Here is a 21,503-nt window from a genome sequence, read left to right as displayed (position 1 = left end):
TAACAATCGCGAATAATTATCGTTAGTTAATGCATTCGTTCCGGGGGGGACACTGCTTGTCTTCTGCTCAGAGCCCACACGCCGAACTGGTCGGTACCCTGTACCGCGACCATCGCAGCTGGCTGCTCGCCTGGCTGCAGCGCAGCATGGCCTGCCGCCAGCGCGCCGAAGACCTGAGCCAGGACACCTTCGTGCGCCTGCTCGGCCGCGAGCAGCTGGACAGCCCCCGCGAACCGCGCGCGTTCCTTGCCGCCGTGGCCAAGGGGCTGATGTTCGACCACTTCCGCCGCGCTGCGCTGGAGCAGGCCTATCTGGCCGAGCTGATGCGCTTGCCGGAAGCCGAACACCCCTCACCGGAAATGCAGCACCTGATCCTCGAAGACCTCAAGGCCATCGACCGCCTGCTCGGCAAACTGTCGAGCAAGGCCCGCGCTGCCTTCTTGCACAATCGCCTGGATGGCATGGGCCACGCCCAGATCGCCGAGCGCCTGGGCGTGTCGGTGTCGCGCGTGCGCCAGTACATTGCCCAGGGCATGCGCCAGTGCTACGTGGCCCTGTACGGGGAGCCGACGTGAACAATGCACCGGTTTCCGCCGGGGTTCTGGAAGCCGCCATCGCCTGGAAGCTGAGCCTGGACGATGCCACTGGCACGCCCGACGAGCGCAACGAATTCCTGCGCTGGCATGCCGCCAGCGAAGAACATGCCCGCGCCTGGCGCCAGCTTGGCACCCTCGACCAACGCGTGAGCGCTGCCGCCGGCCCGGCACGCCAGGCCCTGCAACAATCGCGCGCAGGGCTGCGGCGCCGAGTGGCGAAGGTCGGCGGTGGTATGGCCGGCATGTTCCTGCTCGGCTCGCTGCTGGCCTGGGTCGGTGCGCCGTCGCTGTCGGCCAGTTACTGGCTGGCGGACCAGCGCACCGCCACCGGTGAACTGCGTACCCTGCGCCTGGAAGACGGCACGCTGCTGAGCCTGAACACGCACACTGCTGTGGATATCGACTACCAAGGCGATCAGCGTGTGCTGGTGCTGCACCAGGGCGAAATTTCGGTCGAAACCGGCCATGAAGACCCACGCCCCTTGCTGGTGCGCACCGACGATGGACGCCTGCGTCCGTTGGGTACGCGCTTCCTCGTCCGCCGCGAGGCCGACGGCACGCGCCTGGAGGTGATGCAGGCCTCGGTCGGCGCCATGCCGATGAACAGTGGCGACGAGCGAGTGCTGCGCGAAGGTCAGCAGGTGCTGATGAACGCCAATGGCCTGGGCGAAGTCGCCCCGGTCGAGGCCGGCGCGGATGCCTGGACGCGCGGGATGCTGGTGGTCGACAACGTACGCCTGGCCGACCTGCTGGCGCAGCTGGGGCAATACCGCAGTGGTCACCTGGGCGTGGCCGATGAAGTGGCTGACCTGCGCGTGACCGGCAGCTTCCCGCTGACCAATACCGACCTGGCCCTGGCCTCGCTGGTGCCGGCGCTGCCGGTGAAGATCGAGCGGCATACGCAGTGGTGGGTCACGGTGGTGCCCAAATAGATAAGCGGTAAATCCTTCGCGGGCAAGCCCGCTCCCACAGGTTCTGCGCAGTGTTCGAGGGCTGTCGAGACCTTGTGGGAGCGGGCTTGCCCGCGAAGAGGCCAGCACAGAACAACAAAATATTTTCAGACTCCCCTGTCACTTCTCAAATCTCGCTCGGCAAGGAAGCAGTTAGCACTTATCCGTCGAGGAGCCGCTGCATGTCCCGTGCTGTTGATCGTATCCTGCGCCCCAGCCTGATGGCCCTGGCCATCGCCCTGGCCGCGCCATTGGCCAGCCCTGCCCTGTTCGCCGCCGAGCAATCCGCCCAGCGTGCCTATGACCTGCCCAGCGCCCCGCTGGCCACCACCCTGAACCAGATCGCAAGCCAGACGGGCATCGCCCTGGCCATCGACCCGGCACTGGTCAGCGGCCGCACCTCGGCGCCGGTCAGCGGCCAGTACAACGGTCTGGGCGCCTTGCAGGCGGCCCTGCGCGGCACCGGCCTGCAACTGCAGCAAAGCAGTGTCGGCAGCTACAGCCTGGTGGCGGTACCGGAAGGCAGCCTGGCCTTGCCAGAAACCAGCGTGAACGCCAATAGCGACAGCGAAAGCGCCTGGGGCCCGGTCGAAGGCTACCTGGCCAAGCGCAGTGCGGTCGGCACCAAGACCGACACCGCGCTGGTCGAAATCCCTCGCTCCATCTCCGTCGCCACCCGCCAGCAGATGAGCGACCGTGGCGTGCACAGCCTGGACGATGCCGTGCGCTACATGCCGGGCATCGTCTCCGCCAGCTACGGCAGCGACACCCGCTATGACTGGATGCGCGTGCGTGGCTTCGAGCCGACCCAGTTCCTCGACGGCCTGCCGCTGCCGCGTGGCGTGTATGCCAACCCCAAAGCCGAAACCTGGAACCTCGACCGCCTGGCCCTGCTGCGCGGCCCGGCGTCCTCGCTGTATGGCCAGACCCCACCCGGCGGCCTGCTGGACATGGTCAGCCGCCGCCCGCAAGCCGAAAGCGCCCACGAAATTGAGGTGCAGTACGGCAGCGACAACCACCGCCAGATCAACTTCGCCAGCACCGGCAAGATCGATGACGAAGGCCGCTTCCTGTACGGCGTCAGTGGCGTGATTCGCGATGGCGGCACGCAGATCGACCACATCGACGACAAGCGCTACAACATCGCCCCGAGCCTGACCTGGAACATCGACGACGACACCTCGTTGACCCTGCTGACCCAGTTCACCCGCGACGATACCGGCGCCACCAGCCAGTTCCGCCCAATCCAGGGCACCAAGATCGACATGCCATTCGGCAAGATCTCGCACCACAAGAACCTGGGCGACCCGGACTACGAGTTCTACGACCGCACCTACTACGCGCTGGGCTATGCCTTCGAGCACCGCCTCAACGATGTCTGGCAGTTCCGCCAGAACCTGCGCTACACCAAGACCGACCTGGCCTTCCAGACCATCACGCCAGGCAGTTACTACTCGCCAGGCGGGCCAGTGCAAGACGACGGCACCGTCAGCCGCATGTCGACCAACACCGATGAAGACATCAGCCAGTTCGCCGTGGACAACAACTTCCAGGCCGACTTCGCCACCGGTGAGGTCACCCACACTTTGCTGCTGGGCCTGGACCACCAGCGCGTCAACACCAACTACCTGTCGATCTTCGGCTTCGGCTTGCCAGACAGCAATGTCAACAATCCCGTTTACGGCGTGCCGATCACCCGCCCCGACCGTTCCACGGCGTTCTACGACTACAACCAGAAAACCCGCCAGACCGGCGTGTACATCCAGGACCAGATGGCCCTGGGCAACTGGCGCCTGACCTTGGGCGGCCGCGAAGACTGGGTGCACACCAGTACCAAGTTCCTCAACCAGGGCGATGCCACCAATACCCAGCGCGACAAGAAGTTCAGCGGCAACGCGGCGATCAGCTACGTGTTCGACTCGGGCTTCGTGCCGTACCTGTCCTACGCCGAGTCGTTCCAACCGACCGCCAACGCCAGTGCCACGGCGACGGACTCGTTCAAGCCGACCGAAGGCAAACAGTGGGAACTGGGCATCAAGTACCAGCCACCAGGTTCCAACACCCTGCTTTCGGCAGCCGTGTATGACCTGACCCAGAAGAACGTCTCGGTCACCAACAATGTCGGCGGCGTGCCGATCACCAGCCAGACCGGTGAAGTGAAAGTCCACGGCCTGGAGCTGGAAGCCATTTCCGACGTCACCGAAAACCTCAAGGTGACCGCGGCCTACACCCTGGCCAAATCGGAAGTGCAGGACGGCCTGTACAAGGGCAATCGCCTGCAATTGATGCCTAACCAGCAAGCCTCGCTGTGGGCCGACTACACCTGGCACAGCGGCGTGCTTGACGGCTTCGGCATCGGAGGCGGCGCGCGCTACACCGGCAATACCTACGGCGACCAGGGCAACACCTGGCTCGGCAAGGCCAATGCCTATACCGTATTCGATGCCTCGGTGCACTACGACCTTGGCCGCCTGAGCAACAGCCTCAAAGGTGCATCGGTCGCGGTCAACGCGACCAACCTGTTCGATAAGGACTACATTTCCACCTGCGACAGTTACTACTGCTACTACGGGGATGAACGCAGCGTCGTCGCCAGTGCCTCCTACAAATGGTAAGCAGCTGACGATGTGAGCTGGCAAACCAGGCCGTCCCCGTGGGACGGCTTTGGTGTTTCTGGACCTTGAGAAACAAACTGTTATGAAAAGCCCAACCATCCGCCGCTGGTCCGTGATCCACACCTGGAGCAGCCTGGTCTGCACCCTGTTCATGCTGCTACTGGCAGTCACCGGCCTGCCGCTGATCTTCCACCACGAACTCGAACACCTGCTCGGCGATGCTCCCGAGCTGCGCGAGATGCCTGCGGGCACGCCACATCTGGATTTGCAGCAACTCGTGCTGAAGGCCGAACAGCACCGCCCAGGCGAAGTGATGCAGTATTTCGGCTATGACGAGGACGAGCGCAACGGCGTGGTGGCAATCACCGCCGCCACCGCTGATACCGAGCCCAATTCGTCGCACACCTTCATGCTCGACGCCCGCACCGGCGAAGCCGTGGCCATGCCGGCAGCCAACGGCGGCTTCATGATGGTCATGCTGCGCCTGCACGTGGACATGTTCGCCGGGCTCCCCGGCAAGCTGCTGCTGGCGTTCATGGGGCTGCTGTTCATTGTCGCCATCGTCTCCGGCACCGTGCTCTACGCGCCCTTCATGCGCCGCCTGGGCTTCGCCACGGTGCGCAGCGACAAGTCGCGCCGCCTGCGCTGGCTCGACCTGCACAACCTGATCGGCGTGGTGACCCTGGCGTGGGCTCTCACGGTAGGCGTCACCGGCGTGATCAGCGCGCTCTCCGACCTGGTAATCGCCGCCTGGCGCAACGACAGCCTGGCGGCGATGGTCGCACCCTACCGTGACGCACCACCGCTCACCGAGCGCGCTCCCGCCTCCCGCTTGCTCGACATTGCTGAGCAGGCCGCACCTGGCATGCGCCCGGACTTCATCGCCTTTCCCGGCACCCGTTTCTCCAGCGAACACCACTACGCGGTGTTCATGAAAGGCGGCACGCCGCTGACATCGCACCTGTTCACCCCGGTGCTGATCGACGCACGCTCGCTGCAGGTCACCGCAGTCGGTGAACGGCCCTGGTACCTTGACGCCATGGGCCTGTCGCAGCCACTGCACTTCGGTGACTATGGCGGGCGGCCGATGCAGATCCTCTGGGCCGTGCTGGACGTGCTGACCATCATCGTGCTGGGTAGCGGTGTGTATCTGTGGCTGGGCAAGCAGCGCCGGCCACGGGAGGCAAAGGCATGAGCCACCGTTCACAATCCAGCGCCAGGGTGTTTGCCTGGCCGGCAGCCATCGCCATGCTCGGCGCGCTGGGGCTGTTCGCCGCGCTGCTCGGCGATGGCGCGTGGGACGCGCTGGCCTGGCTTGGCCTGGGCATACCCGCGTGGCTGGGCCTGCGCAGCCTGTGGCGGTGAGGTAGCCCGCTACCGCGCTGCCACGGCGCGTCCATTCACCATGCCTGCTCCCTGAGACCAGGAGCTGCGCATGCTACCCCTGCAACGTATCGAATTTCTCCACCAGCAACTGCTGGACCTGCTCGCAACCATGCCGGTGCCCGCCCTGCCCCTGCCCTCGCGCGCGCAATTGCACGGCGATCTTGCCGCATTCTGGGCTGGCGCCGACAGCCAGGGCCGCTCACGACGGGTACGCCTTGCCGACATCCGCCGCGCGATGATGCACGCTGAACTGTCCTTGCGCCTTGCGGACGAAACCTTGAGCGCAGAGGCGGCCAGCGTTATCAGCTCATTTCTCGACCTGCCCCGGTCCTGGCAACGCCGACACCAGCCAAAAGCACAACGCGCCCAGGCCTACCGCCCGTTTCTGCTGCGCAACAGTCCGGCCTGGCGGGCCGCGCTGCCGGGCATGTTCGTGATCGTCACCGGTACGGAGGAAGGGCAAAACCTCGCCCCTGATCAGGCGAGCGGCCCAGTGCTGCTCTGTGGGCTGTGCCAGGGCATCGAGGTATACCCTTCGCTGGCCGAGCTGCATCAGGAACTGGCCGAGCGCCTCGATGACCCCGTGCAATCCCAGCCGCTCCTGCATTTGCTGGTGAACGAAGAGCATAGGGAGAACGCCCGGCAGGCCGACCGCCTGCGCTATGAATGGTACGCCGATGACCCGTTGCAGGCGCAGGTCGACTGCCTGATCGAAGCGCAGCGTCTACGGCTGAACCTGGCCTGGGCGAATCTGCTCGCCGATGCACCCGAGGCCGCCGAAACCCTGAAGAAGGCCATGGCGCTCGGCGATGAGTCCGGCAGCAAGGCACTGCTCGACACCCGCTACGCGCTGCTGCTTGAAAAGAACCTGCCCAACTGGCTGCGCACCGCCAGCCCGTCGGCGCTCGCGCACATCATGCAAGGCATGCAGGAACTCATCGCTGCCGGCCAGAGCGTCGCGGCGCCCGGCATTCTCACGTTGCGCCAGTTTCAGCAAGCCAACACGTTACGCGAGTGGACCAGGGCGCGCCTGCAAGTACAGCTGCGCAACGACCTGGGCTTGACGTTGGCGCCTGAGAACGTGCTGGTTCAGGTTACCCACACCCAGCAGACCGGGCCGTGGATCTACCCCCTGCAACCCTCGAGCTACGTCACCTGGCGAGGGTTTGAAAAGGTCAGCGGCGAGATGGTTGAAACCGTTCGCGCCAGCTACCCGCTCGATGTGCTTGCCCTGCGCAACCTGGCCTGGTTCGACTACGACTACTGGCTGAGCGCGCGAGTGACCAGCCGGGATGGCAGGGCCCTGCCCAGCGAACTGAGCAGTGCCTATATCAAGACGCTGGTCAGGCGCCTGAACGTTGGCGACAGCTACGCCAGCTACCTGCGTACGCAATTGCTCGATTCGCCCGACGGCAAGTGGCGCCTGCACGCCCATACCAAGGTCAACCGGGCACGCTTGCGCGCCGAGGCCGCCAAGGCGCGCTACGCCGGGCACCTGTCGGCCGCTTGGGCGGAGCGGGATTACCGCTGGGTGCAGCAGGTGTTGTCACAACCGCACAATGCCCTGCGTCCGCGCGTGGATGGCCATCGAGTGGTCGTGCATCAGTTGCTGGTCAACCGGCACACCGTGCAGGACGTGTTGCTGCTCGCCAGCCCCTCCCCCAGCGTCACCTCGTTCGTGCTCTACACACCCAATGCCCCCGACCGTCGCGCGTGGCGCTCGTATGCCAGCCCGCGAGCACTGCTTCGGCATTTGCGCAAGCAACCCGCCCTGCGCCACTACGTCACTCAGCGCCTGCCGCTGTTGCCCTCAGCCGATGTCGAACGTCTGCTGCTCAAGGGGCAACTGGGCAAAGTACTGCAGACTCCCGCCATCGAAGACGACGTGTTTTTCGCCTGGTACCGGGCCGAAGTGCGCAGCCTCCTGGCAGCGGTCGATGCCGACAGCCATACCACAGCGCAAGCCGATGCCAGGCAGGCACTGACCCTGGCCATGACCGTCCTCGACCTGATCAGCATATTCCTGCCGGTCAAGGTGATGATCCCGCTGGCATTGGGGCGCATGGCACTGGAGATCTGGAACGGTGTCGAGGCCTATCGCGAGGAAGACCTCAACGGGGTCCTGAGCCATGCCTACAATGCGCTCAGCTACATCAACGACGCCGGTACCAGCCTGGCCAGCACCGGCATGCTGCGCCGCATCATGCGCGGCATGCCCAAGCAACCCCCGATGCCATTGCCCCTGCACTTCAGTGTCACGCCTTCCACCAGCAACCTGCGCTACCGAATCGACGGGGTGTATGGCGAAGAGGTGCACGAAAAAGTCTCGACCTTCGAGGGCTTGTCCGAGTACTTCATACAGGATGCGCACAAGCGATACTTCAAGGTGTCCTTCGATGGCAGCCGGTGGCGCGCGATCGACCCGGACCGGCCCGATGCGTATCTGACTCAACCGGTCAAGCGCCTGGCCGATGGCAACTGGGTAATCGATTCGCCATTGCTGTGGTATGACGGGCTGCCCGACCTGCAACGCCTGTTCGATGATTGCCGCCTGCAAGCACCCCTCACCGGCACCCCGGTCGACACGGTGCAAGGCCTGTATCAGGCGCCCGAGCAGCTCTATCTGCAAACCAACAGCGGTCAGCTGCCCCTGCGTCAGCACCTGGTACCCGGCCGCTATCATCTGCCTATACCGGCTGCCGATGAGGCCGGCGTGGTGCCTTGGGCGGTCATGCGTTGGCAGGATGGCGAATGGCGCATTCGCCTGCGTCAGGCAGGGCGCAGCAGCGACTGGCTGGCCCTGCCCGAGGCTTACTCGGTCAGCTTGGGCAGCAGCCGGTCGAGCCGCTGATGCAAGGCGCTGCCACTTGGCCAGTTGCGCAGCAAGCGCGCCCGGTCACGGGCGTAGGCCGGGGCGAAGCTCAGCTGGGTGGCGTGCTGGCACATGGCGTCGAGGTCGATCAGTGACCACTGGCCATTCACCCAGAACAGGTTATGGCCCTTGAAGTCGCCGTGGCTGATGCGCTCGCGGATCAGCTGCTGCATCAGCCGCACCAGGGCATCGACCTGTTCCTCGGGGGCGTCGCCGTTCTCCACGTAGGGCGCGAAGCACGCGGTCAGGTCCGGGCCATCGACATATTCGGTGACCAGGTAGGCTCGGCTACGCAGGCCCATCACCCGCTGCTCCAGCACCGCCAGCGGGCGCGGGGTGGCGATGTCGAGGAACGCCAGGCGGTGCCCTTCGATCCATGAATGCCAGGCCCGGCTCGGGCGCCAGAAGCGCTTGAACCAATGGGCGGTGTTCTTGATGTTGTAGCGTTTGAGCACCAGCGAGCGACCACCCGCCTCGATGCGCGCGACGCTGGCGGCGCCGCCGGTTTTGTACAGATGACCTTGATCGATCAGCGCATCGGCCTGCTCCAGCACCGGTACCAGGGCATCGACTTCATTGCGGCGAATCGCGCGCAAGCCCGACAGGTTGCGCTGAACGCTGAACAGCGTGCATTCGCGGCCGGCCTTCTCCAGGTAATCTTTCAGGCGCCAGTTGCGTACCTTGTCCACCTGTTTCTGCAGCGCTTCCAACGGCAACGCGTGCTCGGCGTTGGCCAGCAGGTAATGCACCAGCAACTCTTCGATGAACGGCTCCAGGCGCTTGGGCAGTTGGGCGAACAACACCCCGAGGTTTTCCAGCACGCGGGGGCGCGACAGCTGCTGGCCTGGGGTTTCGGCCTTGATGCCGGCGCCGTCGATCAGGTACAGCTTTCCGCCATGGCGCAGCAGATTGTCCAGGTGCAGGTCTTCCTGCCACAGGCCCTTGGCATGCATGTGCGCCACGGCGGTCAGTGCTTCACCCAGCACCAGGTGCTGCTCGTCGGCCAATACCGGCAGGTCGGCCACCGCGTCCCAGGCATCGGCCAGGCTTTCGGCGCCGTCGAGGAACTCGAACAACAGCCAGCCGCCCTCGCCTTCCTTGAGGCCGTCGGCGAGCAGTTTCGGTGTGGTCAGGCCATGCTCGGCCAACAGCTTCACACCGTCCAGTTCGCGCTGGAAATGGCGCGCGGCGCTACCGCCCACCAGCAACTTGGCCAGGACCGGGGTACCTCGCCATACACCGGCACCGACATAGCGCTGGCCCGGCAATACCCGCAGCAGGCTCAGCAGCTGCAATTCGGCGCTGCCCGCGGCATCGGCCAGGGTGATGGACAACGGCAGCACTGGGCTGCGCCCGGCATCCTTCAATTCAGACAAACGCATCAGCGGGCCTCTTTTTCACGACGGCGTTGCGTCAGACGTTGCAGCCAGACACCGACCAGCGGTGCATCGGCCGGCTGGCTCAGGTAGGCGGCGAGCAGCTGGCGCACGTCCGCCTCGTTCCACACGCTGGCGCGGCGCAGCAGCGGCTCCAGGTCCTTCAGGCGGTCACGCTTGCCAAACAGCAGTGGCCGGGTTTTTTCCAGGTCGATCAGTTGCGCGTCCCAGCCTTCGCGGCGCTGGCGCAGGAAGATGTGCTTGGGGTAGAAGCAGCCGTGTACCTGCCCCGCGCTGTGCAGCGTGCGCGCCAGCTGGCCACAGGCCTGGAGGATGCCGTTGCGCGCCGCCTCGCTGAGCTGCGGCCACTGGGCCAGTAGGCTGTCCAGGTCGCTCCACTCGTCCAAGGCGCGGGTCAGCAGGATCGCCCGGTGCTGGCCGGCCTGTTTGCGCTCGCCATAGAACACCGCCTGCAACGCCGGGATGTGCAGCTTCTGATAGCGGCTGATGTTGCGAAACTCGCGGGCGAAGGTCGGTTCGCCGAACGGGCTGTGCAGGGTGCGGGTCAGGTAATCGCTCTGGCGCTTGAGGTAATAGCCTTTACCTTCAAGCTCCAGGCGATAGACGCTGCTCCAGCCGCCACGTCCGGTGTTGGGTTCGTCCACGGCGTCGAGCTGCAGCGCCCACAGCGCTTCGAAGTCGTTCAGGCCATGGCGTTTGAGCAGCGCGAGGTCCGCGCTGGCCAGGTAGTCGGTCATTCCCTTCCCTCGAAGAAGCTCAGCACCTGGCGAATCCGCCGCTTGTCGCGCGCGTTCAGGCGCTCGCGCCCGCGGTACTGCAGGTAAAAGCGCAGGCGCTGGGTCGCCGTCAGGTGGTATTTGGCGACCTTGTCCAGGCACGCCAGGTCCTTGACCAGCCGGTGGCGCCACATAAAGCCGCGCCAGAAGTCGCCGGTCGGGCAGTCGATGAAGAATAGCGTGCCCTGGTCATCAACCAGCAGGTTGCGCCATTTCAGGTCGTTGTGGGCAAAACGGTGCTCGTGCATGACCCGGGTATGGCGCGCCAGCTGGCTGCTGACGTGCTCGACCCAGGTACGGTCGGCCAGACGCGGATCGTTGCGCTCGGCCAGTACCGACAGGTCTTCGGTATTGGGCAACTCGCGGGTGATCATCGCGCCGCGGCCGAAGGCCAGGCCATTGCGCTCCAGGCCCCAGGCCACCACTTCGGCGGTAGGGATGCCCCACTTGGCGAACTGCTTGAGGTTCTGCCATTCGGCCTTGATGCGTGGCCGGCCCAGGTAGCGGCGCATGTGTTTGCCGGCCCCGGTGTAGCGCTTGACGTAGTAGTTGACCCCGTCACGCTCGACACGAATGACCTCGCTCAGTGGGTCTCGGGTCAGGCGCTCGCCCTGCAGGGCGAACACCGCATCGATACTGCCGAAGTCCGCCGCCAGCTGCTCGTAGCCCGGCGCCAGTGTCCAACCCGCCATCAGAGTGCATCCCCATAGCGTTGCTTGCGGTCGTAGAGTTTCTGCGCCTTGCGCTCCAGCCAGGCGAGCAGCGCGGCCTCTTCAGCGAGCACCTGACGCAGCGGGCGCTGGAAGTAACCGCGCAGGAAGCGCAGCTTGTCGCGCCGGGTCAGGCCGATGTCCAGCGCCGAGAAGTACAGCGCGGCCAGGTCCTTGTCGCGCCAGCGGCGGCTGATTTTCGCGCGGGTCTGTGCGCGGTGCAGGTCGATCACCGACAACTTGAAGTCATCCGGCGTCACCGGGCGGTCGGTGTGCAGCAAAAAGTGGCAGATGTAGCAGTCGCGGTGGTTGACCCCGGCGCGGTGCATGCCGCCGGTCATCTTCGCCACTTCGGCGATCAGCGCACGCTTGAGGCGCGGCTGCGGCGGCTGCTTGACCCAGTCGAGGCTGAAGTCTTCCAGGCTGATGGTCGGCGCCAGTTCTTCGGTGACGATGAACGAGTGCTGGCTGGCCGGGTTGCTGCCGCGTTCACCATAGGCAACGGCGGTCATGGTCGGCACGCCGACTTCATGCAGGCGCTGGATGGCCTTCCACTCCTGGCCTGCGCCGAGCACCGGCAGCTTGGCGCTGAACAGGTTCTTGAAGATCTCGCCCCAGCCAATGCCGCGGTGGATCTTGACGAAGAAGCCCTCGCCATCCACCTCGGTACGCAGCGTGCGGCGCCCTTCCAGCTCGCGGTACACCTCGCCTTGCAGGGCTTCCACGGCTTCGAAGGGATCACGCCCGGCCCACAGGCGCTTGAACGGTTCGGCCAGTATCAGCTTCATGCAGTCTCCTGCCCAAGGATCACGTCGGCGGCATGCTGCGGCATGCTGTAGAGGTCGGCGCTGTCGGCGAAAGCCAGGCCATTGCGCGACCAGTCGGCGCGCGCCTGCGGGTCTTCGAGCATGCGTTGCAGGTAAGCGTTGAGCTGCTCCTGCTCGAACGGCTCGTCGAGCACCAGGCCGCAGTCGGCCTCGGCGATGTAATGGGCATAGCCGCAAACCTTGGACACCAGCACCGGCAGGCCCGCCACCAGGGCTTCGAGCAGCACGGTGCCGGTGTTCTCGTTGTAGGCCGGGTGGATCAGCAGGTCGGCACCCAGCAGGAAGCGGGGAATGTCACTGCGCCCCTTGAGGAACTGCACCTGCTCGCCCAGGCCCAGGGCCGCGCTTTGCAGCTGAAACACCTTGGGATCGTCCTGGCCAATGACCATCAACTTGGTGCGTTTGCGCAACGCCGACGGCAGCGCGGCCAGAGCCTTGAGGCTGCGGTCGACGCCCTTGGTCTTGAAGCCGGAGCCGATCTGCACCAGCAGCAGGTCGTCATCGCCCAGGTTGAATTCCTTGCGGAACTCTGCGCGGATCTCGGCGGCATTGGCCGGCGCGCGACGGTCCTGGGAAATGCCAGGCGGCAGCAGGTGGAAGCGCTCCACGGGGGTGCCGTAGTGCTTGATGAACAGCGGCTGCTGCACCTCGGAAATCATCAGCACCTCGGTGCGCGACTCCTTGGCGAACACCGCCCGCTCGTACTCGGCGAAGTGCCGGTAGCGGCCCCAGCGGCGGTACAGGCCGCCGCGCAGGGTCTGGGCCTTGTCTTCGAAGCAGCCGTCGGCGGCGTAGTACACGTCCAGGCCTGGCATCTTGTTGAAGCCGATCAGCCGGTCGACCGGGCGCTTGGCCAGGTCAGCCTCCATCCAGGCGCTAAGTTTTTCGTTGCGGCGGTGGTTGAACAGCGCCTTGACCGGCGCCACCAGCACCTCGAAGCCCGGCGGAATGTCACCTTCCCAGATCAGCGTGTACACGCGGATCTGGTGGCCCCGCTTCTGGCATTCCAGGGCAATGCGCATGAAATCGCGCTGCAGCCCGCCGAAGGGGAAATATTTGTAAAGCACGAAAGCCAGTTGCATCAACGGACATCCTCAGCCAGCAGCAACGCGCTCAAGCGGCTCGCCACATGCTCGGGATTCAGGCGAGTGAAGCACAGCGGCCACTCGCGTTTGAGATCGAACCGGCGCAGGTCGTCGGCGCTCGGTTTGTAGGTGCATTTCTTCTGCAGGCACGGGGCACAGGGGAAATCGCTGGCCTGGTGAACCTGCACGCGGCCATAGGCGCCGGTAAGGCCTGGGTTGGTCGGCCCGAACAGGGAAATGGTCGGCACGTCCAGCGCTGCGGCCAGGTGGCCGAGGCCGGTGTCCACGGCCACGCAGGCCTTGGCTGCCGCCAGCACACGGGCGACGCCGGCAAGGTTCAATTTGGGGAGTACCTGGCAGTTGTTCAAGCCCTGGGCGATCCGCTCGGCGCGCGCCTTCTCGGCCGGGTTGCCCCACGGCAGGCGCACCTGCAGCTTGCGCCGGCCCAGGCGCTCGGCCAGCTCGCGCCAGTAGGCTTCGGGCCAGTGCTTGGTTGCCCAGGTGGTGCCATGCAGGAACACCACGTACGGCGCGGCCGGCGGCAGTTGCAGGCGGTCGAGGTCGAGGCCGTAGTTGCCGATGCCTTCGGGCAGGTCGTAGGCCAGGGCCATGGCGAACAATTGGCGCACGCGCTCTACCGCGTGCTGGCCGGTGGCGACCGACAGGCGCCGGTCATAGAAGCGGCTGGCCCAGCCTTCACGGGCCGAATAACGGTCGAGGCCGGCCACCGGGGCCTTGATGTAGCGGGTCAGCCAGGCCGATTTGACCAGGCCCTGGGCATCGATCACCAGGTCATACTTTTGCGCGCGCACGCGTTGCTTGAACGCTTTCCACTCGCCGCTCTTGATGGTCTGCCAGATGTTCTTGCGCCAGCGGCGGATGGCCACCGGGATGACCTGGTCGACTGCCGGATGCCAGCTGGGGATTTCGGCAAAGCCTTCTTCCACCACCCAGTCGAAACGAATGCCCGGGATCGCGTGGGCGGCATCGGTCAGCGCTGGCAGGGTGTGAATCACATCACCCAGCGACGAGGTCTTGATGATCAGTACCCGCACTTAGTCGACCTCGGCCACGGTATCGATCAGGTTCGGCCCGCCCAGGCTGTGCAGGGCGGCGATGACTTTGCCAGGCTCCAGCAGACGCAGGCAATTGTAGTGGCCGAAGCGGCAGGTGCGGTCGAAGCATGGGCTGCACTCGATGCCGGTGCGCACGACCTCTACCTGCTCGGCCAACGGCGGGGTGAAGCCAGGCGAGGTGGAGCCATAGACCGCCACCAACGGGCGGTTCAACGCCGCTGCCACGTGCATCAGCCCGGAGTCGTTGGACACCACGGCATCGGCGCAGGCCATCAGGTCGATGGCCTCGGCCAGCGAGGTTTCGCCCGCCAGGTTGCAGGATTCTTCACGCAAACCCGGGATCAGCCGGTCGCGGATCTGTTCGCCCACTGGGTGATCGTTCTTCGAGCCGAACAGCCATACCTGCCAGCCCTGGCGGATCATGGCATCGGCAACGGCGGCATAGTGCTCGGCCGGCCAGCGCTTGGCCTCGCCGAACTCGGCGCCCGGGCACAGCGCCAGTACCGGACGGTCCAGCGCCAGGCCGAACTTGGTCAGGGCCGCCTCGCGGCTCTGCGCTTCGATTTGCAGCAGCGGCCGTGGGTAAGGCTGCGGCAACTCGGCACCCGGCGCGTAGGCCAGGGCCATGAAGCGCTCGATCATCAGCGGGTAGCGGGCCTTGTCCAGCTTGCGCACATCGTTGAGCAGCCCGAAGCGCATCTCGCCTCGCCAGCCGGTGCGTTTGGGGATGCCGGCGAAAAACGGCACCAGCGCCGATTTCAGCGAGTTGGGCAGCAGGATCGCCTGGTCGTACTGGCCGGCCAGGGACTTGCCGATGCGCCGCCGCGTGGCCAGCTCCAGCGCGCCATGGCCGAGCGGGAAGCTCAAGGCCTGGCGCACTTCGGGCATGCGTTCGAGGATCGGCCGGCTCCACTCGGGGGCCAGCACATCGATCACGCAGTCGGGGTGCTGCTGTTTCAGGCACTGGAACAGGGTCTGCGCCATCACCATGTCGCCGACCCAGCTGGGGCCAATGATCAGTATTCTCATGCTTAGTCCAGAAACGCTCGGGGAGGCTGCAGACTGCGGTACAGCCTGGCCTCCCCTCTTTATATTCAGGCTATGTGGCGTGCAGTGTACCACTCAGGTTCTATCAGGGCCTCTTCGCGGGGCAAGCCCGCTCCCACAGGTCCTCCACTGTTTTCAAATGCAGTGGGGGACCTGTGGGAGCGGGCTTGCCCCGCGAAGCAGGCGCCGCGAAGTCAAGTCAGACCCAACTCCCCCCAGATCCGCCGCACTTCACGGCGCTCATCGGCAAACTGCGCCGCGTCGATCACCCCGGCCTGCTTCTGCAGGGCCTGGCGATGCGACGCCGAGCGGAACGCCTTGTACACCTCACGCAACAGCACCGCGTCACTGGCCGGCATCAGTCCTGCCTGCTCCAGCTCTTCCAGAATGCGGATGTTATCGGTCCATCGGAGTATGGCCGGATGGTCATGGGACCAGGCCAAAGCGGCGTATTGCACCATAAATTCAATATCGACGATACCGCCGGCATCCTGCTTGATATCGAACGCCACGCCCGTGTCGAAGGCGTTGGCAGCCGTACCCGCGGCGGTGGCCTTGGTGCCCAGGTTGTCACGCATCTTGGCGCGCATCTCGCTGACTTCGCTGCGCAACTTCTCCAGGTCGCGGGGCTGCCCAAGCACCTTGGCGCGCACACCTTCGAACGCCGTGGCCACTTGCTTGCAGCCGACCAGCACGCGGGCGCGTACCAGGGCCTGGTGTTCCCAGGTCCAGGCCTCGTTTTGCTGGTAGCGCTCGAACGCACCCAGCGAACTGACCAGCAGCCCCGAAGCACCGGACGGGCGCAGGCGCATGTCGACGTCGTAGAGCTGGCCGGAGTTGGTCTGGGTAGTCAGCAAGTGAATGATGCGCTGGCCCAGTCGAGTGAAGAACTGCGCGCTGTCGATCGGCTTGGCGCCGTCGGTTTCTGCCTGTGGATCGCCATCGTGGATGAACACCAGGTCCAGGTCCGAACCATGGCCCAGCTCCAGGCCACCGACCTTGCCATAACCGATGATGATGAAGCCGGGGTCGCACAGGCTGCCGTCGCTGCGCTTGGGCTGGCCGTAGCGGGCCACGGTGTGGCGCCAGGCCAGGGCCAGCACCTGGTCGAGGATGGCTTCGGCCAGCCAGGTGAGGTAGTCGCTGACTTTCATCAACGGCAGGCTGCCGCTGATTTCCGAGGCGGCCACGCGCAGGCTGTGGGCCAGCTTGAAGTGACGCAACGCCTCCATTTGTTGTTCGAGGTCGTCCTCGGGGATGCGGGTCAGTCGCTCGCGCAACTCGGCCGCCAGCTCCGGCGCCAGCGGCGGGCTGAACAGCCGGCTTTCATTGAGCAGTTCGTCGAGCAGCAGCGGGTAGCGGGCCATCTGCTCGGCGATCCAGGGGCTGGCCGCGCACAGGGTCAACAGGCGGCGCAAGGCGCCGGGGTTCTCGGTGAGCAGGACCAGGTAAGCAGAACGCCGCGCCACCGCTTCGACCAGCGGCAGCACACGCTCCAGCACCAGGTCCGGGTTGTCATGTTCCACGGCCTGGGCCAGCAGCCGTGGGATAAAGGCGTCCAGGCGCTCGCGGCCGATGCGCTGGATCGAGCGCAGTTGTGGGCTGGCACGCAACGCGGCCAGGCGGCGCAAGGCTTCGGCAGGTTGTGCGAAGCCGGCTTCCTGCAGTTGACGGCCAGCGGCCTCCTCATCCTGCGCCTGCTCCCACAGCGGCGACCATTCGCCGCCCACCACGAGTTCGCCTTCGCCGTCTTCGTCATCCGGGTCGGCGATGACCTGGCGGAAGTGCCAGTCAACCCGGCCGCGCCAGTGCATCAGCTGGTCATGGAAGCTCTGCCAGTCGGCGAAGCCGAGCATATAGGCCACGCGTTCACGATCGATTTCGTCATCGGGCAGCATTTGCGTCTGGCGGTCGGCGATGGCCTGGATGGCATGCTCGGTATAACGCAGGAACTCATAGCCCTCACGCAGCTCCGCGACCACCGCCGGTGGCAGGTAACCCTGGCCTTCCAGGGTAGCCAGCACCTTGAGCAACGGCCGCTGCTGCAGGCTCAGGTCACGCCCGCCATGAATCAGCTGGAACGCCTGGGCGATGAACTCCACTTCACGGATGCCACCGGCGCCAAGCTTGATGTTCTCGGACATGCCCTTGCGCCGTACTTCCTGCTGAATCAGCTGCTTCATGGTGCGCAGCGCTTCGATCGCCGAGAAGTCCAGGTAACGCCGGTAGACGAACGGGCGCAGCATTTCCTGCAGCTGCGCGCCAGCGGCCTGGTCGCCAGCGACCACCCGCGCCTTGATCATCGCATAGCGTTCCCAGTCGCGGCCCTGGTCCTGGTAATACTGCTCCAGGGCATTGAAGCTGAGCACCAGCGCACCGGCCGAGCCATAAGGGCGCAGGCGCATGTCGACACGGAACACGAAGCCGTCGACGGTGACCGGGTCGAGTGCCTTGATCAGGCGCTGGCCCAGGCGGGTGAAAAACTCCTGGTTGTCCAGCGAACGCTTGACCCCTTCGGTCTCGCCGCCTTCCGGGAAGGCGAAGATCAGGTCGATGTCCGACGACAGGTTCAGCTCCACCGCGCCCAGCTTGCCCATGCCCAGCACCACCATGTGCTGCGCCTCGCCGCTACGGTTGCCGATTGGCGTGCCGAACTGCTGGCAGTGGCGCGGGTACAGCCATTGATAGGCTTCGTCGATGGCGGCGTCGGCCAGGTCAGACAGGTCGCGGCAAGTCTCGCCCAGCTCGGCCTGGCGGCTGATGTCGCGCCAGATGATGCGCAACTGCTGGCGGTTGCGCTCGCGGCGCAGGTTGCGTGCCAGCTCGTCTTCGCTCTGCGCCGCCTGGGCCGCTGCGGCGACATGCCCGCGCAGTTCGCCCGGGGCGTAACGGCGCTCCAGATCGCCGCTGGCCAGCAACGCAAATAATAGGGCGGGGTCACGCTGGGCCAGACCGAGGACGAAGTCGCTGGCGGCGGCCACCTGGTCGAACTGCTGCCGATGAGCGGCGCTCCAGGCATTCAGGTCGAGCTCGGGGCGGCTGGCCAGCGCATCCAGCATAAACTGCTGATTACGCGCGACCAGTGGTTGCAGGGTGGCAGGCAGTTCGAGCGGCAAAGGCAGGCGCATGGTCTATCCTTGATCGGCGTGAAAGTGAGAGGAAAAAGCGGCCACGGGGACGCTGGAGCACGGTTGGACTGTCGTACAAAAGTTGGAAATAGCTGAAAAAAGGCAAACATTGGCAAGAAACATCAACAAATCCCCGCTCATGGCACACCGCCAACCAACATGAACGTTTTTCCTCACAAGCCAAGGTGCGACCAAACGTCGCATTTGTGTAGTTTTACTACTATCCCTGGCGCGCAAAAGCATGAAATGCCGGAGCAAATGTAGTAAAACTACACGCCGCCGGTTCATACCCCGGTAGTCCAAGAATTCACGACGTCTGCCCATAAGGCCAGTCGCAAACTCAGGCCCCCGATTCTGGTGGCCTTTCCGCCCTGGAGCAAGCCATGCAAGACCTCGATCCAATCGAAACCCAGGAATGGCTGGATGCCCTGGAGTCGGTCCTCGACAAAGAAGGCGAAGACCGCGCTCATTACCTGATGACCCGCATGGGCGAGCTGGCCACCCGCAGTGGCTCCCAGCTGCCGTACGCGATCACCACGCCATACCGCAACACCATCCCTGTCACCCACGAAGCACGCATGCCTGGCGACCTGTTCATGGAACGCCGCATTCGCTCGATGGTGCGTTGGAACGCGCTGGCCATGGTGATGCGCACCAACCTGAAGGACTCGGACCTGGGCGGCCACATCTCCAGCTTCGCCTCCAGTGCCACCCTGTACGACATCGGCTTCAACTACTTCTTCCAGGCCCCGACCGACGAACACGGCGGCGACCTGGTGTTCTTCCAGGGCCACGCCTCGCCAGGCGTCTACGCCCGCGCTTTCATGGAAGGCCGCATCAACGAAGAGCAGATGAACAACTTCCGTCAGGAAGTGGACGGCAAGGGCCTGTCTTCGTACCCGCACCCTTGGCTGATGCCTGACTTCTGGCAGTTCCCGACCGTTTCCATGGGTCTGGGCCCGATCCAGGCGATCTACCAGGCGCGCTTCATGAAGTACCTGGAAGCCCGCGGCTTCATCCCGGCCGGCAAGCAGAAGGTCTGGTGCTTCATGGGCGACGGCGAGTGCGACGAGCCGGAATCCCTCGGCGCGATCGCCCTGGCTGGCCGCGAGAAGCTGGACAACCTGATCTTCGTCATCAACTGCAACCTGCAGCGCCTCGACGGCCCGGTTCGCGGCAACGGCAAGATCATCCAGGAACTCGAAGGCGTGTTCCGTGGCGGTGGCTGGAACGTCAACAAAGTCGTCTGGGGCCGCTTCTGGGACCCACTGCTGGCCAAGGACACCAACGGTGCCCTGCAGCGCCGCATGGACGAAGTCATCGACGGCGAGTACCAGAACTACAAAGCCAAAGACGGCGCGTACGTTCGTGAAAACTTCTTCAATACTCCAGAACTCAAGGCCATGGTCGAAGACCTGTCCGACGACGAGATCTGGAAGCTCAACCGTGGCGGCCACGACCCGTACAAGGTCTACGCGGCGTACCACCAGGCTGTGAACCACAAAGAGCAGCCGACCGTCATCCTGGCCAAGACCATCAAGGGTTACGGCACCGGTGCTGGCGAAGCCAAGAACACCGCGCACAACACCAAGAAGGTCGACGTCGACAGCCTGCGTCACTTCCGTGACCGCTTCGACATCCCGGTCAAGGATGCCGACCTTGAGAACCTGCCGTTCTTCAAGCCGGAAGAAGGTTCCGCCGAAGCCAAGTACCTGGCCGAGCGCCGTGCAGCCCTGGGCGGCTTCGTGCCACAGCGCCGCGCCAAGAGCTTCAGCGTGCCGACCCCGCCACTGGAAACGCTGAAAGCGATCCTGGACGGCTCGGGCGACCGCGAAATCTCCACCACCATGGCCTTCGTGCGTATTCTGGCGCAGCTGGTCAAGGACAAGGACATCGGCCAGCGCATCGTCCCGATCATCCCGGACGAAGCCCGTACCTTCGGTATGGAAGGCATGTTCCGCCAGCTGGGCATCTACTCGTCGGTCGGCCAGCTCTACGAGCCAGTCGATAAAGACCAAGTGATGTTCTACCGCGAAGACAAGAAGGGCCAGATCCTCGAGGAAGGCATCAACGAAGCCGGCGCCATGTCGTCGTTCATCGCTGCCGGTACCTCGTACAGCTGCCACAACCAGCCGATGCTGCCGTTCTACATCTTCTACTCGATGTTCGGCTTCCAGCGCATTGGCGACCTGGCCTGGGCCGCTGGCGACAGCCGCACCCGTGGTTTCCTGATCGGCGGTACCGCCGGCCGTACCACCCTCAACGGTGAAGGCCTGCAGCACGAAGACGGTCACAGCCACATGATGGCGGGCACCATCCCGAACTGCCGTACCTACGATCCGACCTACGGCTACGAGCTGGCGGTGATCATCCAGGACGGCATGAAGAAGATGACCGAAGAGCAACAGGACATCTTCTACTACATCACCGTGATGAACGAATCCTACCAGCAGCCAGCCATGCCGGCCGGTGTCGAGGAAGGCATCATCAAGGGCATGTACCTGCTCGAAGAAGACACCCGCGAAGCGGCGCACCACGTTCAGCTGATGGGCTCCGGCACCATCCTGCGTGAAGTGCGTGAAGCGGCGAAGATCCTGCGTGAAGAGTTCAACGTCGGTGCCGACGTGTGGAGCGTCACCAGCTTCAACGAACTGCGTCGCGACGGCCTGGCCGTGGAACGCGCCAACCGTCTGAAGCCTGGCCAGAAGCCACAAGAGACCTATGTCGAGCAGTGCTTGAACGGTCGCAAAGGCCCGGTCATCGCCTCCACCGACTACATGAAGCTGTTCGCCGAGCAGATTCGCCAGTGGGTGCCGAGCAAAGAGTTCAAAGTCCTGGGTACCGATGGTTACGGTCGCAGCGACAGCCGCAAGAAGCTGCGTCACTTCTTCGAAGTCGACCGCCACTTCGTGGTGCTGGCTGCCCTGGAAGCTCTGGCTGACCGTGGCGAGATCGAACCGAAAGTGGTGGCTGACGCTATCGTCAAGTTCGGCATCGATCCGGACAAGCGCAACCCACTGGACTGCTGAGGAGTATTT

The 21,503-nt window shown here is 64.7% G+C and carries 15 protein-coding genes; 7 read left to right on the top strand and 8 right to left on the bottom strand.

Translation table 11 applies throughout. The features are described from left to right. The first annotated feature begins 56 nt into the window (after window positions 1-56). From ACIPZF_RS09590 to ACIPZF_RS09565, 6 genes are all read left to right on the top strand, one after another. Window positions 57-575 carry an RNA polymerase sigma factor gene (locus tag ACIPZF_RS09590; RefSeq protein WP_400798170.1) on the top strand — a complete coding sequence of 173 codons (519 nt, stop codon included), beginning with the start codon at window positions 57-59 and terminating at the stop codon, window positions 573-575. Next, window positions 572-1,528 (top strand): FecR domain-containing protein, encoded by a 957-nt coding sequence (locus tag ACIPZF_RS09585; protein ID WP_400798167.1) that lies wholly within the window; start codon window positions 572-574, stop codon window positions 1,526-1,528. Before ACIPZF_RS09590 ends, ACIPZF_RS09585 begins: the two co-directional genes overlap by 4 nt. Before the next feature lie 200 nt (window positions 1,529-1,728). Next, a complete protein-coding gene (locus ACIPZF_RS09580) occupies window positions 1,729-4,161 on the top strand; it encodes a TonB-dependent siderophore receptor (protein WP_400798164.1) in 2,433 nt (810 codons plus the stop codon). Between the two features lie 82 nt (window positions 4,162-4,243). Further along, entirely contained in the window at window positions 4,244-5,356 is a 1,113-nt protein-coding gene (locus ACIPZF_RS09575; protein WP_400798162.1) for a PepSY-associated TM helix domain-containing protein, read from the top strand. After that, entirely contained in the window at window positions 5,353-5,526 is a 174-nt protein-coding gene (locus ACIPZF_RS09570; RefSeq protein ID WP_400798159.1) for a hypothetical protein, read from the top strand. The genes ACIPZF_RS09575 and ACIPZF_RS09570 overlap by 4 nt, the downstream gene beginning before the upstream one ends. Before the next feature lie 70 nt (window positions 5,527-5,596). Then, window positions 5,597-8,398: a dermonecrotic toxin domain-containing protein gene (locus ACIPZF_RS09565; RefSeq protein ID WP_400798156.1), complete on the top strand. Its 2,802-nt coding sequence runs from the start codon at window positions 5,597-5,599 to the stop codon at window positions 8,396-8,398. Here ACIPZF_RS09565 and ACIPZF_RS09560 read toward each other — a convergent pair. The 8 genes from ACIPZF_RS09560 to glnE all read right to left on the bottom strand — a co-directional run bounded on the left by ACIPZF_RS09560 (window position 8,359) and on the right by glnE (window position 18,465). Continuing rightward, window positions 8,359-9,801 (bottom strand): lipopolysaccharide kinase InaA family protein, encoded by a 1,443-nt coding sequence (locus tag ACIPZF_RS09560; RefSeq protein WP_400798153.1) that lies wholly within the window; start codon window positions 9,799-9,801, stop codon window positions 8,359-8,361. The two genes, ACIPZF_RS09565 and ACIPZF_RS09560, sit on opposite strands and share 40 nt — an antisense overlap. Continuing rightward, the gene (locus ACIPZF_RS09555) at window positions 9,801-10,553 is read right to left on the bottom strand and encodes a lipopolysaccharide kinase InaA family protein (RefSeq protein ID WP_400798150.1); all 753 of its coding nucleotides are present in this window, start codon (window positions 10,551-10,553) and stop codon (window positions 9,801-9,803) included. The genes ACIPZF_RS09560 and ACIPZF_RS09555 overlap by 1 nt, the downstream gene beginning before the upstream one ends. Further along, the gene (locus ACIPZF_RS09550; RefSeq protein ID WP_400798147.1) at window positions 10,550-11,284 is read right to left on the bottom strand and encodes a lipopolysaccharide kinase InaA family protein; all 735 of its coding nucleotides are present in this window, start codon (window positions 11,282-11,284) and stop codon (window positions 10,550-10,552) included. The genes ACIPZF_RS09555 and ACIPZF_RS09550 overlap by 4 nt, the downstream gene beginning before the upstream one ends. Continuing rightward, window positions 11,284-12,090 (bottom strand): lipopolysaccharide core heptose(I) kinase RfaP, encoded by an 807-nt coding sequence (gene rfaP / locus ACIPZF_RS09545; RefSeq protein WP_400798144.1) that lies wholly within the window; start codon window positions 12,088-12,090, stop codon window positions 11,284-11,286. The genes ACIPZF_RS09550 and rfaP overlap by 1 nt, the downstream gene beginning before the upstream one ends. Continuing rightward, on the bottom strand, window positions 12,087-13,211 hold the full coding sequence (locus ACIPZF_RS09540; protein WP_400798141.1) for a glycosyltransferase family 4 protein: 1,125 nt from the start codon (window positions 13,209-13,211) through the stop codon (window positions 12,087-12,089). Before ACIPZF_RS09540 ends, rfaP begins: the two co-directional genes overlap by 4 nt. Next, on the bottom strand, window positions 13,211-14,269 hold the full coding sequence (gene waaC / locus ACIPZF_RS09535; RefSeq protein ID WP_400798138.1) for a lipopolysaccharide heptosyltransferase I: 1,059 nt from the start codon (window positions 14,267-14,269) through the stop codon (window positions 13,211-13,213). Before waaC ends, ACIPZF_RS09540 begins: the two co-directional genes overlap by 1 nt. Next, window positions 14,270-15,319 carry a lipopolysaccharide heptosyltransferase II gene (waaF, locus tag ACIPZF_RS09530; RefSeq protein ID WP_400798136.1) on the bottom strand — a complete coding sequence of 350 codons (1,050 nt, stop codon included), beginning with the start codon at window positions 15,317-15,319 and terminating at the stop codon, window positions 14,270-14,272. 212 nt (window positions 15,320-15,531) lie between these two features. Next, window positions 15,532-18,465: a bifunctional [glutamate--ammonia ligase]-adenylyl-L-tyrosine phosphorylase/[glutamate--ammonia-ligase] adenylyltransferase gene (glnE, locus tag ACIPZF_RS09525; protein WP_400798135.1), complete on the bottom strand. Its 2,934-nt coding sequence runs from the start codon at window positions 18,463-18,465 to the stop codon at window positions 15,532-15,534. Between the two features lie 383 nt (window positions 18,466-18,848). Here glnE and aceE point away from each other — a divergent pair, with 383 nt between their 5' ends. Then, a complete protein-coding gene (aceE, locus tag ACIPZF_RS09520; protein WP_172227487.1) occupies window positions 18,849-21,494 on the top strand; it encodes a pyruvate dehydrogenase (acetyl-transferring), homodimeric type in 2,646 nt (881 codons plus the stop codon). Window positions 21,495-21,503: the final 9 nt, after the last annotated feature.

Source organism: Pseudomonas sp. NPDC089752, from assembly GCF_044748725.1.
In the GTDB taxonomy this organism is placed as follows: Bacteria; Pseudomonadota; Gammaproteobacteria; order Pseudomonadales; family Pseudomonadaceae; genus Aquipseudomonas.
Note: the sequence above shows the minus strand (reverse complement) of the source record. Positions and strands in the feature narration are given on the sequence as shown.

Excerpts from the sequence above, each read along its gene's own strand:
- ACIPZF_RS09580 (WP_400798164.1), top strand. The coding sequence starts at position 1,729 with ATGTCCCGTGCTGTTGATCGTATCCTGCGCCCCAGCCTGATGGCCCTG.
- ACIPZF_RS09575 (WP_400798162.1), top strand. The coding sequence starts at position 4,244 with ATGAAAAGCCCAACCATCCGCCGCTGGTCCGTGATCCACACCTGGAGC.
- ACIPZF_RS09570 (WP_400798159.1), top strand. The coding sequence starts at position 5,353 with ATGAGCCACCGTTCACAATCCAGCGCCAGGGTGTTTGCCTGGCCGGCA.
- ACIPZF_RS09565 (WP_400798156.1), top strand. The coding sequence starts at position 5,597 with ATGCTACCCCTGCAACGTATCGAATTTCTCCACCAGCAACTGCTGGAC.
- ACIPZF_RS09560 (WP_400798153.1), bottom strand. The coding sequence starts at position 9,801 with ATGCGTTTGTCTGAATTGAAGGATGCCGGGCGCAGCCCAGTGCTGCCG.
- ACIPZF_RS09555 (WP_400798150.1), bottom strand. The coding sequence starts at position 10,553 with ATGACCGACTACCTGGCCAGCGCGGACCTCGCGCTGCTCAAACGCCAT.
- ACIPZF_RS09550 (WP_400798147.1), bottom strand. The coding sequence starts at position 11,284 with ATGGCGGGTTGGACACTGGCGCCGGGCTACGAGCAGCTGGCGGCGGAC.
- rfaP (WP_400798144.1), bottom strand. The coding sequence starts at position 12,090 with ATGAAGCTGATACTGGCCGAACCGTTCAAGCGCCTGTGGGCCGGGCGT.
- ACIPZF_RS09540 (WP_400798141.1), bottom strand. The coding sequence starts at position 13,211 with ATGCAACTGGCTTTCGTGCTTTACAAATATTTCCCCTTCGGCGGGCTG.
- waaF (WP_400798136.1), bottom strand. The coding sequence starts at position 15,319 with ATGAGAATACTGATCATTGGCCCCAGCTGGGTCGGCGACATGGTGATG.
- glnE (WP_400798135.1), bottom strand. The coding sequence starts at position 18,465 with ATGCGCCTGCCTTTGCCGCTCGAACTGCCTGCCACCCTGCAACCACTG.
- aceE (WP_172227487.1), top strand. The coding sequence starts at position 18,849 with ATGCAAGACCTCGATCCAATCGAAACCCAGGAATGGCTGGATGCCCTG.